This window comes from Microcoleus sp. Z1_B2, from assembly GCF_036700325.1.
Lineage (GTDB): Bacteria > Cyanobacteriota > Cyanobacteriia > Cyanobacteriales > Microcoleaceae > Microcoleus.
Genome location: NZ_JAUBOQ010000016.1, coordinates 1 through 15143, shown reverse-complemented (window position 1 = coordinate 15143; position 15143 = coordinate 1). Strand labels below are relative to the sequence as shown.

The following is a 15143-nucleotide window of genomic DNA, read 5'->3' as shown; positions in this document are numbered from 1 at the left end:
CTAAGCTAAAATTGACCTAAGTACCGTTAGCGGTAAAACCACTATGGATCGCCCTATGACCACCCATTTCATTTCCGCAGAAGTTGACCTCCACGATACCGCCGAGCAACTGCACTCGGCTATTGAAATTGAACTGCAAAAGCACGGCGAACCCCTACGGTGGGCAGTCACAGACGTGGATGTCGATCGGCAAAAGGCTGTGGTAGAAGGCTACGTGCTCGTGGAAGCATCCCCCGCAACATCGTGAACCCCCGCCCTTTGACAGTGGTTTTGATAGTCCCCACAGGCGTTGGAGCCTCGATCGGGGGGTTTGCAGGAGATGCGCTGCCCGTGGCTAGGGCGATCGCCCAAATTTCAGACACCCTGATCACTCACCCCAACGTCCTCAACGGCGCTCAACTTTATTGGCCGATACCTAACGCTCTCTACGTTGAAGGTTACGCTCTTGACAAATTTGCTGCGGGATGCTGGGGACTGCAACCGGTACATCAAAATCGCATCGGCTTAATCCTCGATGCCGGCATTGAACCAGACTTGCAGTTGCGCCACTTGCAAGCGGCTGATGCAGCGAGAGCTACATTGGGTTTGAATATAACCGATTGGGTTTTAACCGATCGCCCCCTGCAAGTAGAATTGCGTATTTCCGAATCCGGGGCATCCTGGGGGACGATCGGCAATCCAGACAGTTTATTGCGCGCGGCAGAAAAATTAATCACACAAGCAAGAGTAGAGGCGATCGCAGTTGTAGCCAGATTTCCCGACGATGAAGGCAGCCTCGCCCTCGAAAACTACCGCCGTGGCAAAGGAGTTGACCCCCTCGCCGGCGCGGAAGCTGTGATCAGCCACCTCATCGTCAGGACGTTTAAAATCCCCTGCGCCCACGCCCCTGCGCTTTCCCCACTTCCCCTCGATCCGCACCTGTCCCCGCGATCGGCTGCTGAGGAAATCGGCTATACTTTCCTACCTTGCGTGCTTGCCGGACTCAGCAAAGCTCCTCAATTGGTAGCGCCAGAAAGCCAGCAGCACAATCAATTATCAATTACCGCCGATCGAGTCGATGCGGTAGTGATACCCGCCACAGCCTGCGGCGGCAGTGCTATTCTGAGTTTGAGTGCGCGATCGTCCGTACAAATCATCGCTGTCGGCGACAACAAAACCCAGATGCAGGCGACTCCAGAAAAACTCGGAATCAAAGCTTTGCAGGTAAACTCATATTTAGAGGCGATCGGAGTTTTGGTCGCTTTGCGATCGGGCATCAGTCCAGCTTCCTTGGGCGCAGACATCTCCCCCCTGCGTTGTTTGTCTGACTCAACTAAACAAATCTCAAATCTCAAACCTCAAATCTAAAAGTGATTAAGTGGCAGAAAAACTTCCCGGAAATCCTGAAATTGAACCCTTGACGCGCACCCAAATTTTAGTAGCAATGGGCGTGACAGCAATTATGTTGCTGGCGGTAGCTAAATTGTGGTTACTATTTGGATCGGTATCGCTTTTGCCAGTCAAATTGATAGGAATGGACTTGCTCAAAGGATGTGCGCTCGGACTGGCAATTACAGGCGGCAGTGCGATCGTTTATCAACTCTGGCCCGGTTATCGCCGCAGTGCGGATGTTTACTTGGAAGTAGTGCTCAAACCTTTGTTTTGGCCGGATTTAATTTGGCTGGGACTCCTGCCGGGACTTAGCGAAGAATTGCTATTTCGAGGCGTGATGCTGTCTGCTTTGGGATTGAATGTTACCGGTTTAGTTTTATCGAGTTTTTGTTTCGGTATTCTGCACTTGGGAACCCTGGATCAGTGGCCTTATGCTGTTTGGGCAACGGCTGTCGGATTGCTGTTGGGTTACAGTGTTTTAGCTACTGGGAATTTGTTAGTGCCAATTACGGCTCATATCTGCACAAATTTGATTTCTAGCTGTGTTTGGAAGTGGGAACACAATCTCGTGAAGCGTTAGCTCGATCGCACTACAATATCGAGGTTGGGGCGGGTTTAATGAATCTCTCACTCGATTGGAGAGATGGGTGAACCCGCCCCTACGGGAATTATGTCTATTTAACGTGATACCGAGTCATTCTATTTTAGATTTTAGATTTTGGATTTTGGATTGACTTGCGCGAGATAAATTCGGGGGCTTGAGGATTTTAGATTTTGGATTGATTCCACGGATAAATCACGTGGCGGGTACCATGAAAAAATTCTCGGTCAATAAACGTAAATTTTGTAGGGGCGGGTTCACCCGTATCTCTGCTTAATAACCAAGGTATTTTTAAACCCGCCCCCACCCAGCGACAGGATTTTATGAGGGTCACACTTACCGGAAACGAGAGTTGAAAACCTTGTTAAGGCAGTTTGTAACTGCTCGATCGCACAATCAACTCACCTTGACTGGGGTTACGGCTGAAAATAAAAGCTCCTTCTTGAGTTTCACCGCTTGACAAAAAATCTATTTGTTGGTCGCCGGATTCTACAACTTCACCGTTGACGCGGAGTTCGGCCATAATTTGCACTGATTCTGCCGTTTCGCCGCCCGTATTAGTTACTGTAAACGGCACGTAAAATTGCCCTTGATTTTCGCGAATAGGCGTGTTCCGAGTGACAGAAATAACCGGAGGTTCCTGCTTTTTAGTCACCCAGTTGTAGAGTACGAGTCCGGTGAGGGCAAAGAGGATCAAGCCGGCGATCGCAAATGTCACCCATTCAGCAAAAGTTCTTTTTTGTTGCTGTTCGTTATTACTTTCACTCATACCGCCAACCTCCCCGCGGCGCCGCCAACAGCCGCCGGCAATCCCAATACTAACGTATAGTTCAACCACAGCGACCACGGGTCGTCAAAAGTGAGTTTGTGGAAGAAAAACATCATAAATGCAGAAGCCGCCAGGGACACTAAATAGGCCATGACAGTTTCGCTGAGAGGACGCTGAAAAATCCCTTGCTGCTGCTGCCTTTTTGCTTGATAAGTAAAGCCTGCTACAAATACTATACCGTAAGAAATTAGCAGGGAAGCGGCGATAATTGCTAATTGCCTAGGTGGCGAAATACCTGCCGCTAGCATGGGAATTTCGTCAGTTGGGGCGATGTTGAAAGCAATGATCATCGCGCCGATTAAAGTAGCGCCGATATCTGCTACAGTTGCATTAATGGTAGGTTCCTGTTCACTGTCTGAACTTTGATAGCGATCGCCGCTCAAGAAACCGTTGGCCAGGGCTACTCCCAAGGCAAACGGCAGGCCTTCAAAGATGATTTTCCCCAAAGTTTCTTGCAGCGGAGTCTCCGGGGTAATTTCCCTGAGCAAAAACAGGACAAAAGCCGCGCAGACAATGCCAAGGGCGATCGCTTCTACGGTATCGATTGCAGCATCTAGCCAGCGGATCTCTTGAGTTTTGCGAAAACCTTCCGTGCGAGTCAACAAGAAAACGACGAGAAAAGTAGTTGCGATCGCGATCGACATTTCCGCTGGTGTAGTATAGGAACCGATCCACCAAACCTCCATCGTATAAAGCAGCGGAATTCCGAACAAAAAGCCACCAGATGCACCTCGAATGATGTCGTTTAGTTCCTTTGACCACTGATTTTTAAGTCTTTTTGATTTTTTCATGTTTCGTGAAAACGCACGTCAAAAATTGGGCAAGTAAATATTTTTTTAAACTGGCTCAAATAGAATACCATATTTGTTGTATTCTTTCTCTAACTTGCGTCCAGTCGCTAGCGGTTAAAATTCCCAATCGACGATTGACCAAACGCTTTTCTATTGTGTTCACCTTATGGAGTCGAACCACTGACGAACGCAAAAAACCTGCCTGCTCCCATTCTACAATCTCAATATCAAAAACAGTCTTAGTTGTTTGACTTGTCACTCGTGCAACAACAATATCTTCATCTCCTGCATCCAAAAGTACCAGCACAGGACGGAGTTTTGATGTTGTTACATCGGCAAACGGTAGTGCCAGTAAGAGAACTTCTCCTGATTGATAATTGGGCATATTTCAAATATTGTCGTAGATAGCATCTTCCTCGCTGTAACCAGCCAATAATTGCTCAGCAGCAAGGATCTGCCAAGCAGCGTTTTCCTCTTCTGTGTCAGTTGGTTCTTGCACCAGAACAATAACTCGGACTTCTTGGTTAGCTGCCAAGTATTTTAAGAGAGTATCGGGAAATTCTATTTTCCCTTCATCTGTGACTTTTGCTGGAAACTCGTAGGCTTTCATGGTAGGTTTTAATCTGTATTGAACTTAATTTTATTAAGACAGTTATAGTGCGAGTTTAATCTCAGAATAATCTCCCAAAGCTTCGTTGATTACAATCAGTTTTCCTTGACTATCTGCCCCTAATTGTTGATTTGCATTGAGTAATTCAATTCCATAAATAGTACCGTCTGGGGCAATATCCACATTCATTTGCTCCCTAACCTGGATAGTTTTTACCTGTGCGGTTTTTTCTTGCAGGTATATATAAGCTAGGTTGTATCTCGGATCGTAACTCAGTTTCACGGGAACCTCCTGCTCAAAAGAATTTGACAATTACAGTGATAATCATCTAGTCTTCGCCTTCTGACGCTGCGATCGCCTCCACTTTCTTAATAGCATAAACTTTTCCCTGCCACTCAGCATTGAAGGAAAAGTTGCGCCTAAATCCGGTTCTGCCAAATTGAGCCGGAAAAGTTGTGCCACTTTCAACAGTAGCAATTACTTCTGCCTCAGTTGCACCTCGCTCAATCAATCGTGCTTGAGCATGGGGATGTAATCTAACGCTCACGTTGCTATTACCTCCTTTTTGCCTCTTTATTTTTGCACTAACTTAATTCACCACACTCGTGCGATCATCGCATAAGCATCAAAATAAAGGCATGAGTGTCCAACAACAACCTCATTCCATGTACTCCTTAAACTCTTCTAGCGGTTCGTCAAAATCATCGGACATCCAAACCATTCCTTTGGCACTTCCTGCTTGCCGATTGGGTTTAGCTTGTTTGGGAATTCCTACCAATTTTACAACAGGCTGGTTATCTTGAGTAATCGCCACTTCTTCGCCTCTCATTGCCGCTTCGATTAATTCCAGAAGCTTTTCTTTTGCCTCAACAATGTCTACTTGATACATAATTCGTGCCTCCTTACTATCAATTTATAACATCACAATTCTAACTCAATTCAACAAATCCTCTTCCTCCAAATCAACAGACTGTAATTCCATATCAGCCGACTGCAACTGAGCCGGTGTAGCCGGAATCGCCGCAATTATTGCATCGATTACCTTCGCCACCGGAATAATCTCCATCCCTAACTCTGGTACGGGTTGATTCTTAGGAATAATCGCCCTTTTGAAACCCAATTTCGCCGCCTCCCTCAGCCGCAACTCTAATTGCGAAACCGGCCGCACCTGTCCTCCCAAACCAACTTCTCCAAGCAAAACTGTGCGCGCATCAACAACCCGATCGCGAAAACTGGCCACAACGGCGATCGCAACTGCCAAATCCGCCGCCGGTTCGTCCACCTTCAACCCGCCCACCGACGCCAAAATTACATCTAATTTAGATAAAGGAATCCCCACCCTTTTCTCCAAAACAGCTAAAATTTGCTGCAATCTACCATTGTCCACACCAGTAGTAGTACGGCGCGGCGAACCGAAACTTGCAGGGCTGACTAGCGCCTGAATTTCTACTAAAATAGGTCGAGTTCCTTCGCAAGTAACAGTCGTCGAAGTACCGGGCGAAAATTCATCTCTATTCCCTAAAAATAACTCCGACGGATTATCTACTTCTCGCAAACCGTTGGCTACCATTTCAAAAACACCAATTTCGTGAGTAGCGCCAAAACGGTTTTTCATCGATCGCAAAAGTCGATGAGAAGCAAAGCGATCGCCCTCAAAATACAGTACAGTATCTACCAAATGTTCCAAAACCCTCGGCCCCGCCAAAGCTCCATCTTTCGTAACGTGACCGACAATAAATAAAGTAATATTTTCCCTTTTCGCAACCTGCATCAAAGCAGACGTACATTCCCGCACCTGAGCCACCGAACCCGGAGCCGATGTTAAACTAGCAAAATAAATAGTTTGGATGCTGTCAATCACCGCCACATTCGGTTTCAGCGCTTCTAACTCCCGCAAAACAACTTCTAAATCCGTCTCTGGAAGCAAATAGAAATTCTCCGCTGAATTGTCCTCCGAATCCTTTTTAGCTTCCCCGTTACTGCCAGATTTATGCCCGCCGTTGCTTGACAATTCAACCGGATTAGCCACGCCCAAACGCTGCGATCGCAACTTCACCTGCTGGCCGGACTCCTCCGCACTGACATACAGTATCCGATCCTTGCGGGCCAACATATTCGCCACCTGCAACAGCAGCGTCGATTTCCCGATTCCCGGTTCCCCCCCAATCAACACCAGCGATCCCGGCACAATCCCGCCTCCCAAAACTCGATCGAGTTCCCCGTAACCAGAAGGCCAGCGAGACTGAGTTTGGTCAGCAATCTGCGATAATCTGAAAGATACCCTTGGTTGACCCTTCGACTTATCAGGGGGCGAACCGCCCACTGTCTTAGTTGTCACCCCAGTTAAACCAGCCCGCGGCACACCAGCAGTAGGTTGTTCTAACTGCTCGTCAAAAGAATCCCACTTCTGACAGCTAGGACATCTGCCAAAATATTGTGGTGAATCATACCCGCATTCCCGACAAATATATTGTATTCGAGGCTTAGGCATTGTTTACTATGATAAATAGTCACCCTAACATTTAGAAAAGTCTGATTTAAAGCAATTATCAAGCTTTCAGACCGATCGCCGCCCATGATTCAATTTGTGTCCTCTATGATAGGGTACAAAAAAATAACATTATCTGAAATGTAACTTAAGGAGTGCTCGGTAACTTGGAAAACCATAAAGAAAAAATTCTGGTAGTCGATGACGAAGCCAGTATCCGTCGCATTCTGGAGACTCGCCTTTCCATGATTGGCTACGATGTCGTCACCGCTGCTGACGGCGAAGAAGCTCTCGAAACATTTCGCAACACCGAACCCGACTTAGTGGTTTTGGACGTGATGATGCCGAAGCTAGACGGTTACGGCGTCTGTCAGGAGTTGCGAAAAGAGTCAGACGTGCCTATCATCATGCTAACTGCTTTGGGAGACGTAGCCGATCGCATCACCGGTTTAGAATTGGGCGCCGACGATTACGTCGTCAAACCCTTCTCTCCCAAAGAACTAGAAGCCCGTATCCGTTCGGTATTGCGCCGGGTAGACAAAAACGGCGCATCGGGAATTCCCAGTTCTGGAGTCATCCACGTCACCAACATTAGGATTGACACCAACAAGCGCCAAGTTTACAAAGGCGACGAGCGAATTCGCCTCACGGGCATGGAATTCAGCCTGTTAGAACTGCTTGTCAGCCGTTCTGGAGAGCCTTTTTCGCGATCGGAAATTTTGCAGGAAGTCTGGGGATACACGCCAGAACGCCACGTAGACACCCGCGTAGTGGACGTTCACATCTCGCGGCTGAGGGCAAAGTTGGAAGACGACCCCAGCAATCCCGAATTAATTCTCACCGCCCGCGGCACCGGCTATCTCTTCCAGCGAATTGTCGAAATTGGGGAAGTAGGATAAAGTCAGTTGGCAGTTGGCAGTTGGCATTACTTAAATTACCAACTACCAATTACCAATGACTAATGACTAATGACTAATGACTAATGACTAATGACTAATGACTAATGACTAAATCTGATCCCAATAAAGTTTTGCGGCAATTGCCCTTAGTTGCAGGAGGGTTAGCAGGTACGCTGCTAATGGTAAACCGATTGCTGACAGAGCAAATTACAGATTCTCAAGCTCGATCGGACGCTTTGGGAGTAATTATCAGCGCTCTGCTGATTTTAACAGGTTTGCTGTGGCAGCAGGTGCAAGCGCGATCGCCCGATTCGGTAAAACTTATCGGCGAAGAAGGTTTTGAATTTGCGCCGGATTTGCCGGATGCTGTGAAAATAGAATTAGCCTGGGCGTCGCGTTTGCTGTTGACAAATACCGCCACAAGGTCGATCGTAATTGTGTATCAAGGAAAAGTCCTATTGCGGCGCGGTATTTTAGGCATCAATCCCGAAGTCAAACCGGGGCCGATTTTGCAGCGAGTGCTCGACAAAAACAAACCAATTTATTTAGTAAATCTCAATATTTATCCCGGCAAAATTGAATTTGACTATTTGCCAGAAAATACCCAAGGAGTCATCTGTCAACCTATCGGCAGCCAAGGCGTTTTAATCTTAGGTGCTAACGCGCCCCGCAGCTATACAAAACAAGATGAAAACTGGGTAGAAGGCATTGCCGACAAACTAGAAAATACCATCAATCGATTTTAGATTTTAGATTTTAGATTTTAGATTGTGGATTTTAGATTTTAGATTGTGGATTTGAGACTTGAGATTGTGGATTTGAGATTTTAGATTTTAGATTTGAGATTGTCGATTGCACAATGCCAGCACTTTGACACTCCTCGACTATCAGGTACGAGGATTCTTCCTTCACCGGGATTCCGACGAATTTACTTGCAAGAAAGCATCTTGACCGTATGCCCTACGGCTGCAAGTCCTCTAATAAGAACTACTTGAGCTGCTGCAATATCCCTATCAGTTGTGTAGTTACAACTTGAGCAGGTGTGGGTGCGCTCTGACAATTCTTTTTTGCCCGTTTCTACACCACAACTAGGACAAATCTGACTTGTTTTATGAGTGCTTACTTTCTGGAAGTACACGCCATGCTTAAAACAGGTTTGCTCTAATATTGTGAAGAACTGACCCCAGCTTGCCTCTAAGCAATGTTTACCTAGTATTGCTCTAGACAATCCTACTAGGTTCAAGTCCTCAACAAATATCATCCCCACATCTTTACAGAGTTGGTGAGACAATTTCCAGTGCCAGTCTTGGCGACAGTTTGCAATGTCCTCGTGCAGTTGAGAAACTTTCTTCTGAGCCTTTTTCCAATTATTTGAGCCTAACTTTTTCCGACTGACGCGCTGTTGCAGCAATTTAAGCTTGCGTTCGGCCTCAACAAAAAACTTTTGGCGCTTGACTAAAAGACCGTTAGAAGTTGCTATGAAATTAGTTAAGCCAACATCAATCCCAATCCCCTCGCCGTGTGGCATAACCGACGGCACTGACACGTCCCATTGTAGGGTTAGCATTACATACCAACCGCTGGCTCTCTTGACGATTCTGGCTTGTTTGATAGTTGCCCCATCAGGAATAGGACGCGATTGGTGAAGTTTAACCAATCCAATCTTGGGTAATTTTACTTTTCCATTCTGAACCGGATCAACCCCCAATTGAGGGAAGACAAAAGACCGCATTGTTCCCGCTTTTTTAAAGCGAGGAAAACCGTGCTTTTGTTCCCACATACTGACAAACGCTTTTTCAAGCCGTCTCAATGTTTGTTGCAAAACGTGTACGGCAACGGCACCCAAAGCCGATATACTTGCCCTGGCTGCGGTTAAGTTCTTGCACTGACTAGCATAAGTTGGTCGTTTTGTTTCGGCCCCAATAATAAATTCAGAGCGGATAGAGCAAGCGTTAACCTGGCAACTACGAGAATGAAACCAATGCTTGCGCTCTGCCAGCGCGTAGTTATAAACGCGACGACACTGTTCCAGCCAATCTTCAAAAATGGCTGCTTGCGCTGGCGTTGGTCTTAATTTGTACTCGTAGGTTAAGTTAAACACTTGCTCTATCCTCCTACTCTGATTATACAGTCGTGAAGAAAGGCCGGAACGCTTATTCACAAGTTTTAACTAAAGTCGCCCTAAAAGGGCGAGGCTTGTACCCAGTTTCTTGGTCAAGGTGCGTTCCTCTTCGAGGGCTGCGCTAACAAGCGATTTGCCTCATTCTCGGTGTTGGCTATCGGCAATAAACAAGATTTATTACCGATAATATCTTTTGAAAAGAAGAAGAGGGAGCGCTGCCCCCAACGAAATTTCCAGGGTTTGAGGGTCTTTTTAACCACCAAGACGCGGGCTGCGTGTACAGGGCAGGGCGCACCTTAGTCCTCAACAAGTCTCTCCGGGTGCGCTAGGCGCACCTTACTAGCTCAAAACTCGCAACTCAAAACTCAAAACTACTAGCGAGCCCAGTCAGTACCGCGCCACAGCGTAAAAAACAAAACACTAGAAATCAGCGCGCCCAGCAGCCACTTAATCGCATTTTTAAATAACCCCAAGCGCTGACTTTGCTGAACCGCAGCACTTTGCGTCTGTAACCGTTCCTTAGCCGGAGTAATTCTCGAAAGAATTTGCTCTTTCAATTGCTGTGGGTTTTGCGTATCCGCTTGTACCCCCAAACGGGTAAGTTCCCCCGCCAAATTCCTTAAATCTTCAGGACTACCCTTATTCAGCCGTTCTTCCACCTGCTGCAACTGAGCTAATTGTTGGTTTGCTTGAGTAGTAATTTGCTGGTTGTTTTGATTGTTGACGTAGATAGTGCCAAAAATTCCCAAAGGTAGCATCAACAGAAAAACCAGACCTAGCAGCAGACAAACCCAAGACAAAACCTTCAAAAAAAGGTCTTCCAAACCTCGGCGTTCGTATCCTTCGCCAAAAAATATCAGCGCCATTGCCAGTAAAGGAACTGGCACCCGTTCCACTACAGCCCCAATCGTTTGCAATTCCCAGAGGCGATTGCCAAAATTGGCTGGTATAAGAACTGCAATCGTATCTAATACAGACAAAATTAATAGACCGTAGCCAATCCAACGCAGTCTGTAGATAGAAAAACCTTGTTCGCCTTGTAAGTCATTCATAAAATAATCAGAGTTGTTGTTAAGAAAAATCTCTCTTGACGCCGCCCAATAACGGATACAAGCCCCCGACCAAAGTCGTGGATAGTCAAACATTTTAGACTCTTGTTCAAGCTTCCAGATTCACCTGTGGATTAAATCTAAAAGCTAAAAGCTAAAAGCTAAAATCGACTGAATCGAGTCAAGGTTCGGGGAATCGCGGCTGCCACCACTCATACCAAGAAACCCAAGCATTCTCTAGAATTTTTTTGGCATCTTCTGGATTTGTTTTATCCAAAGGCACAGACATCTGAGTCCACAAACAGCGCCGGTCTTGAATATTTCCCCTACCCAACAACCAAAACAGAATACGGTTTGGCTGCCAATCTCGAGTATTTCGATTATATCTAAACTGTTGGGAAGTTACTGTAGCACTGCCATTAGGATTGATACACGAACTCAAATACAGTCGATTTTGCTGTTGCAAAATTCCGTGAAACCCTGCGCCTTGAGTGTTTGCCAATGCTAGTTTACCAGGAGACGACTTGAGAACAGTATGTCCCCTCATCATACCTTCCACATCCCCAATGGTGTCTACTGCATAGCGCATCTCTATTTCTAGAGCCATGCTATTTTTTTGATATTCATATTTCCTGGCAGCTTTGAATTCTGAATTTTCCTTGATTTCCAGAAGCGCGCTCTTGTTTAGTTTCCAATCGGCTAGAGGCACCGACTCGGGAAACTCAAACGGGGTTGCCACATTCTTGCCGTCCGATGGATAGAAAACCAACTTTCCGGCAACCAACAAAACCCCTCCCAAAGTAACAGCCAACAGGGAAAGCCTAAGTGGTTTCCAAGAGGTAATAGCCATTAGCAATTCTGTCCTTCCTGATTTGGGGGTTGGTTTTTCAAAATTGCAAACCAACAGAATAACCCGAAAATAAATACAGCAATCATCGAAAATATTACCGAACCATTTCCTTCGTGCCAGTATTTAAATGCTTCGGGTTGAGATAGCGATACCAGCACGGCCAGGAGACCAACTCGCGCGGCATTCACTACAAATGCAGTAATTATTGCCACGAATGGCAATACCATTTTCTGACCCGTAGTGGTAGGAAACATCAGTAAGAAAACCAGAGCTAGTCCTAACAATTGTAGCATCGCATTCACCCCGGAACAGCCGTGATTCACTTCCACGCTTCCCTTTTCCAGGATTAGAAAAACCCCTTTCCGCACTACTTCAAATCCTACATAGTGCAGGATGAAAGCTGAAAATTTAGCTGTTAATTTTGGAACATCAACAAATACTCCGATCAATCCGGGAGGAATAGCTGTATACGCAAGAATTAGAAGTTCCTGCCAATATTGTTTCAGTCCTTTTGTGCCGGAAGCCAGCAAGGCGAGACTGATTCCAGACAAAAAAGGCGTTGCTCGGATAAAAAAGTCGTATCCCGATATCGACGAACTTTTGAGCAATATTAAAGCAATTAACGCTGTCCCAAAAAAGCTGGCGAAAATTCCGCTTTCAAAATTTAAAGACTCGTGCCTTTCCCAAATTAGAAATGCTACGACTCCCCAAAACAGTAACATTGTACCGAACAGGTCAGTGTCGTTTGTTCGGGAAGTCAGAGTTAGGTGTATGGCAATCAAACCGGAGGCGATGCCTAACAGCCAGTATTTAGGTTCTTGGATGTGCTTGAGCGAGTTTATTTCGGTCATTGCTGCTTTTTGTTTTTCCTAAAAGCTTCTAAAATGCTTAAGCTTGTAACTCTATTAAAATTATCAGCTACAAACACTTAAATTTATGCGTTTGGGATGATTTTTCACTAAATCTTCACAAAGATTGACAAGAGCAAATATGTGTGATATCTACCTTCACCTAATTAAATCTGAAGTTAGGAGCAAAGACAAAAGAAAACAGGTTTTTTAACTCAGATCGATCGCACTCAACTAAAAATTTTCCTTTCTCTAACCCGGTTTCTGCGGCGAGAGTTTAAATGTAAAGCTTGAAGGCAAGACAGAAACCTTTGTTGGACGCACTCTTGAGCTGGAAAACCAGTTTTTTACTGGTTCTGGTTTTTTGTAGCCGGTGCGTCCAGGAGGAGATTAGTTAGAGTAGACTTTCCGGTAGTAAGTTTGATATTCCTCCGAAAGCAGGGGTTCCCACCACTCCCGATGGGCTAAGTACCATTCTACAGTCTGTCGCAAACCTTCTTCAACGGTTACTGAGGGAGTCCAACCTAACTCTGTTTTAATTTTGGTGGCATCAATAGCATAACGCCGATCGTGCCCGGCTCTGTCTTTGACAAATGCGATCAATTGTTCGCAAGGACGGGCGGGTAAATCAGAAGCTAATTCGTCCATTAGCTGACACAGCATTTTCACTAAATCGAGATTTTTTACCTCGTTGTTGCCGCCAACATTGTAGGTTTCCCCAGGCTGACCACGGTGAATAACGACATCTAAAGCGCGGCAGTGGTCGAGAACGTACAGCCAATCTCGCACGTTTTGACCGTCGCCGTATACTGGCAGCGGTTTGCCCAATAACATATTGATGCACATTAATGGAATGAGCTTTTCTGGGAAGTGATAGGGGCCGTAATTGTTGGAACAGTTGGTGATAATTGTCGGGACGCCGTAGGTGTGGAAATAGGCGCGGGCGAGGTGGTCGCTACCAGCTTTGGAGGCTGAGTAGGGACTGTTGGGCGAGTAGGCCGTTGTTTCTGTGAAGGCTGGGTCATCGGGGCTGAGACTGCCGTAAACTTCGTCGGTAGAAACGTGGAGGAAGCGCATTTGGGTTTTGAGAGATGCCTCATCAATGGCTTCAAAATGCTTGCGGAAGGCTTCTAAAAGTGTGAAGGTTCCGACAACGTTGGTTTGAACAAAGGCGGCAGGCCCGATAATTGACCTGTCAACGTGGGATTCTGCGGCAAAGTGGGCGACTGTGGTGATGTTTTCTTCTTTGAGCAAGGTATCGACTAAGGTACGATCGCAAATATCCCCCTGCACAAATCGAAAATTTTCGCCTCCTTCCAAAGTTGCCAGGGTTTTTCTGTTTCCGGCGTAGGTTAAAGCATCGAGTACCACTACTCGATCGCCCGGATAGCTGCTGCACCAGTGATGCACAAAATTCGAGCCGATAAATCCAGCCCCGCCCGTCACCAACAATCGGCGAGGAGCTCGGTCAATGCCTTGATTCGCGCTGTCTGTCATAAAAATAAGAGTTTTTCCAATAACTAAGCCTTTACAAAAGTAGCCTTAAAAGTAGTTTGTCACCAAGTGTTTGCCGCTCTGTAATTAAAATTTCTACTGTCTCACCTCAGATTTTCTAATTTGGGCGCGATCCAAGTATGGGTTCACAAAACTTGAACTTCCACCGATCTGTTCGCCCAAATGCTTACATAATAACCATTCCAGTTTTTTAAGCGGGCAATTTTAAATTTGAAGTGCGTGAGGCTATAGCTGACTTTTGCGATCGATCCGCGATATGGACGGCGCGCAGAGTTGATAGATTTGTAAAGAGCTGTTACCATTAATTTTTTAATTATCCTTTACAATCTCCCAAGCATCATGAAGAAGTTTCAAGTGTTAGCTGGCATTGCTTCCGTAGTCGCGATCGCAAGCAGCATCGCCATAGGTGACGCCGCATCTGCTTTCCCCTGTTCCTACAGCAAATCTAGCGCGTCTAAATCTGGTTCTGCGACAACCCTCCTAGGTTCCGGCGGCTCGGAGCGCATTAATCCGTGGAAATCCTACAAAACAGCAGCTATCGGTTTCCTCGGTTTGGCTGGAGTTTTGGGTGGCGGTGCTGCTTACATGAGCTACCGTGCCGGCAAGCGCGCTTCTGCTGCTTGCGCTGCGATGACCGATAATTTTGAAGTTTTTGAAGAGTCGGCTCCGATCGCAGATGCAGGTGTTTCTGGACACTTGGAAGTTCCGGCGTTGCTCGATTTGGCGGCGGCGGGTGCTGTAGCTGAGTCAGCAAATGCGGTTGCAGTCGTTCGCGAACACCCAGAAGCTCCAGGTGGCGAGCTGGATTTGCCGGTTTCGCCAGTTGCTGAGTTGAGTTCTGAAATTGCGATCGAACAAGTCCAAAGCGCGATCGTCAAATAGTTATCTCAAACCAACGTATTCGCTTAGCGCACCTCCAATCTTGCAAGATTGGAGGTTTTTTGAGTCTAAATTATCTACCCTACAATTTCTTGTCATGGCGATCGCGAAGCACTGCAAACAATAGACAGATGAATCGATCGCACCAGTATCATATTCCGGCTCAGCAAACGAGCGCTGAATTAATATCAATTAAAAAAACTCTTGCTACCATCGTAAGGATTCAGGTCTGAAATTCGGGAATGAGGTCAGGCATAGGAAAGTAGTCACAAGAATGGGCATTCATAGCCT

19 protein-coding genes are annotated in these 15143 nt (G+C 46.3%); 6 read left to right on the top strand and 13 right to left on the bottom strand.

Going from position 1 to position 15143, the window contains the following annotated elements; translation table 11 throughout:
• Positions 1-55 precede the first annotated feature (55 nt).
• Genes QT984_RS11525 through QT984_RS11515 form a run of 3 tightly spaced genes read left to right on the top strand, consistent with a single transcriptional unit; the run spans position 56 to position 1951 of the window.
• Positions 56-247, top strand: a complete 192-nt coding sequence (locus QT984_RS11525) for a hypothetical protein (protein ID WP_333076025.1) — start codon at positions 56-58, stop codon at positions 245-247.
• Positions 244-1347, top strand: coding sequence for a DUF3326 domain-containing protein (locus tag QT984_RS11520; protein WP_333374041.1), 1104 nt, complete (start codon positions 244-246; stop codon positions 1345-1347). Before QT984_RS11525 ends, QT984_RS11520 begins: the two co-directional genes overlap by 4 nt.
• A gap of 10 nt (positions 1348-1357) precedes the next feature.
• The gene (locus QT984_RS11515; protein ID WP_333374039.1) at positions 1358-1951 is read left to right on the top strand and encodes a CPBP family intramembrane glutamic endopeptidase; all 594 of its coding nucleotides are present in this window, start codon (positions 1358-1360) and stop codon (positions 1949-1951) included.
• Between the two features lie 385 nt (positions 1952-2336).
• On the opposite strand, the gene QT984_RS11510 is transcribed toward QT984_RS11515, so the two are convergent.
• The 8 genes from QT984_RS11510 to radA all read right to left on the bottom strand — a co-directional run bounded on the left by QT984_RS11510 (position 2337) and on the right by radA (position 6693).
• Entirely contained in the window at positions 2337-2741 is a 405-nt protein-coding gene (locus QT984_RS11510) for a TIGR02588 family protein (protein ID WP_333054548.1), read from the bottom strand.
• On the bottom strand, positions 2738-3592 hold the full coding sequence (locus tag QT984_RS11505) for a TIGR02587 family membrane protein (RefSeq protein ID WP_333054550.1): 855 nt from the start codon (positions 3590-3592) through the stop codon (positions 2738-2740). The genes QT984_RS11510 and QT984_RS11505 overlap by 4 nt, the downstream gene beginning before the upstream one ends.
• 55 nt (positions 3593-3647) lie before the next feature.
• Positions 3648-3977: a type II toxin-antitoxin system PemK/MazF family toxin gene (locus tag QT984_RS11500; RefSeq protein WP_333054551.1), complete on the bottom strand. Its 330-nt coding sequence runs from the start codon at positions 3975-3977 to the stop codon at positions 3648-3650.
• A gap of 3 nt (positions 3978-3980) precedes the next feature.
• A complete protein-coding gene (locus tag QT984_RS11495) occupies positions 3981-4202 on the bottom strand; it encodes a hypothetical protein (RefSeq protein ID WP_172184599.1) in 222 nt (73 codons plus the stop codon).
• Between the two features lie 42 nt (positions 4203-4244).
• Complete coding sequence (locus QT984_RS11490; RefSeq protein WP_333054552.1) at positions 4245-4484, bottom strand: DUF2283 domain-containing protein; 240 nt, start codon at positions 4482-4484, stop codon at positions 4245-4247.
• A 46-nt stretch (positions 4485-4530) separates the two neighbouring features.
• Positions 4531-4749, bottom strand: coding sequence for a hypothetical protein (locus QT984_RS11485; protein WP_333054553.1), 219 nt, complete (start codon positions 4747-4749; stop codon positions 4531-4533).
• A 111-nt stretch (positions 4750-4860) separates the two neighbouring features.
• Positions 4861-5091, bottom strand: a complete 231-nt coding sequence (locus tag QT984_RS11480; protein ID WP_333058140.1) for a type II toxin-antitoxin system prevent-host-death family antitoxin — start codon at positions 5089-5091, stop codon at positions 4861-4863.
• A 45-nt stretch (positions 5092-5136) separates the two neighbouring features.
• Positions 5137-6693 carry a DNA repair protein RadA gene (radA, locus tag QT984_RS11475; protein WP_333313103.1) on the bottom strand — a complete coding sequence of 519 codons (1557 nt, stop codon included), beginning with the start codon at positions 6691-6693 and terminating at the stop codon, positions 5137-5139.
• 164 nt (positions 6694-6857) lie between these two features.
• Between radA and rpaB the strand changes: the two genes are divergently transcribed.
• Together rpaB and QT984_RS11465 are read left to right on the top strand one after the other, a co-directional pair.
• Entirely contained in the window at positions 6858-7589 is a 732-nt protein-coding gene (gene rpaB, locus QT984_RS11470) for a response regulator transcription factor RpaB (protein ID WP_071587789.1), read from the top strand.
• Between the two features lie 104 nt (positions 7590-7693).
• Positions 7694-8335 carry a cofactor assembly of complex C subunit B gene (locus QT984_RS11465; protein ID WP_333374036.1) on the top strand — a complete coding sequence of 214 codons (642 nt, stop codon included), beginning with the start codon at positions 7694-7696 and terminating at the stop codon, positions 8333-8335.
• A 182-nt stretch (positions 8336-8517) separates the two neighbouring features.
• On the opposite strand, the gene QT984_RS11460 is transcribed toward QT984_RS11465, so the two are convergent.
• The 5 genes from QT984_RS11460 to rfbB form a co-directional block, all read right to left on the bottom strand.
• A complete protein-coding gene (locus QT984_RS11460) occupies positions 8518-9690 on the bottom strand; it encodes a transposase (RefSeq protein WP_333058143.1) in 1173 nt (390 codons plus the stop codon).
• A 395-nt stretch (positions 9691-10085) separates the two neighbouring features.
• A complete protein-coding gene (hpsJ-A, locus tag QT984_RS11455; RefSeq protein WP_333374034.1) occupies positions 10086-10856 on the bottom strand; it encodes an HpsJ-like protein, cyanoexosortase A-associated in 771 nt (256 codons plus the stop codon).
• An 85-nt stretch (positions 10857-10941) separates the two neighbouring features.
• Positions 10942-11610, bottom strand: a complete 669-nt coding sequence (locus QT984_RS11450; protein WP_333058145.1) for a cyanoexosortase A system-associated protein — start codon at positions 11608-11610, stop codon at positions 10942-10944.
• Positions 11610-12461 carry a cyanoexosortase A gene (crtA, locus tag QT984_RS11445; protein ID WP_333058146.1) on the bottom strand — a complete coding sequence of 284 codons (852 nt, stop codon included), beginning with the start codon at positions 12459-12461 and terminating at the stop codon, positions 11610-11612. Before crtA ends, QT984_RS11450 begins: the two co-directional genes overlap by 1 nt.
• 387 nt (positions 12462-12848) lie before the next feature.
• Positions 12849-13955, bottom strand: a complete 1107-nt coding sequence (gene rfbB / locus QT984_RS11440; RefSeq protein ID WP_333058147.1) for a dTDP-glucose 4,6-dehydratase — start codon at positions 13953-13955, stop codon at positions 12849-12851.
• 357 nt (positions 13956-14312) lie between these two features.
• Between rfbB and QT984_RS11435 the strand changes: the two genes are divergently transcribed.
• Positions 14313-14855 (top strand): hypothetical protein, encoded by a 543-nt coding sequence (locus tag QT984_RS11435; protein WP_333058148.1) that lies wholly within the window; start codon positions 14313-14315, stop codon positions 14853-14855.
• Positions 14856-15143: the final 288 nt, after the last annotated feature.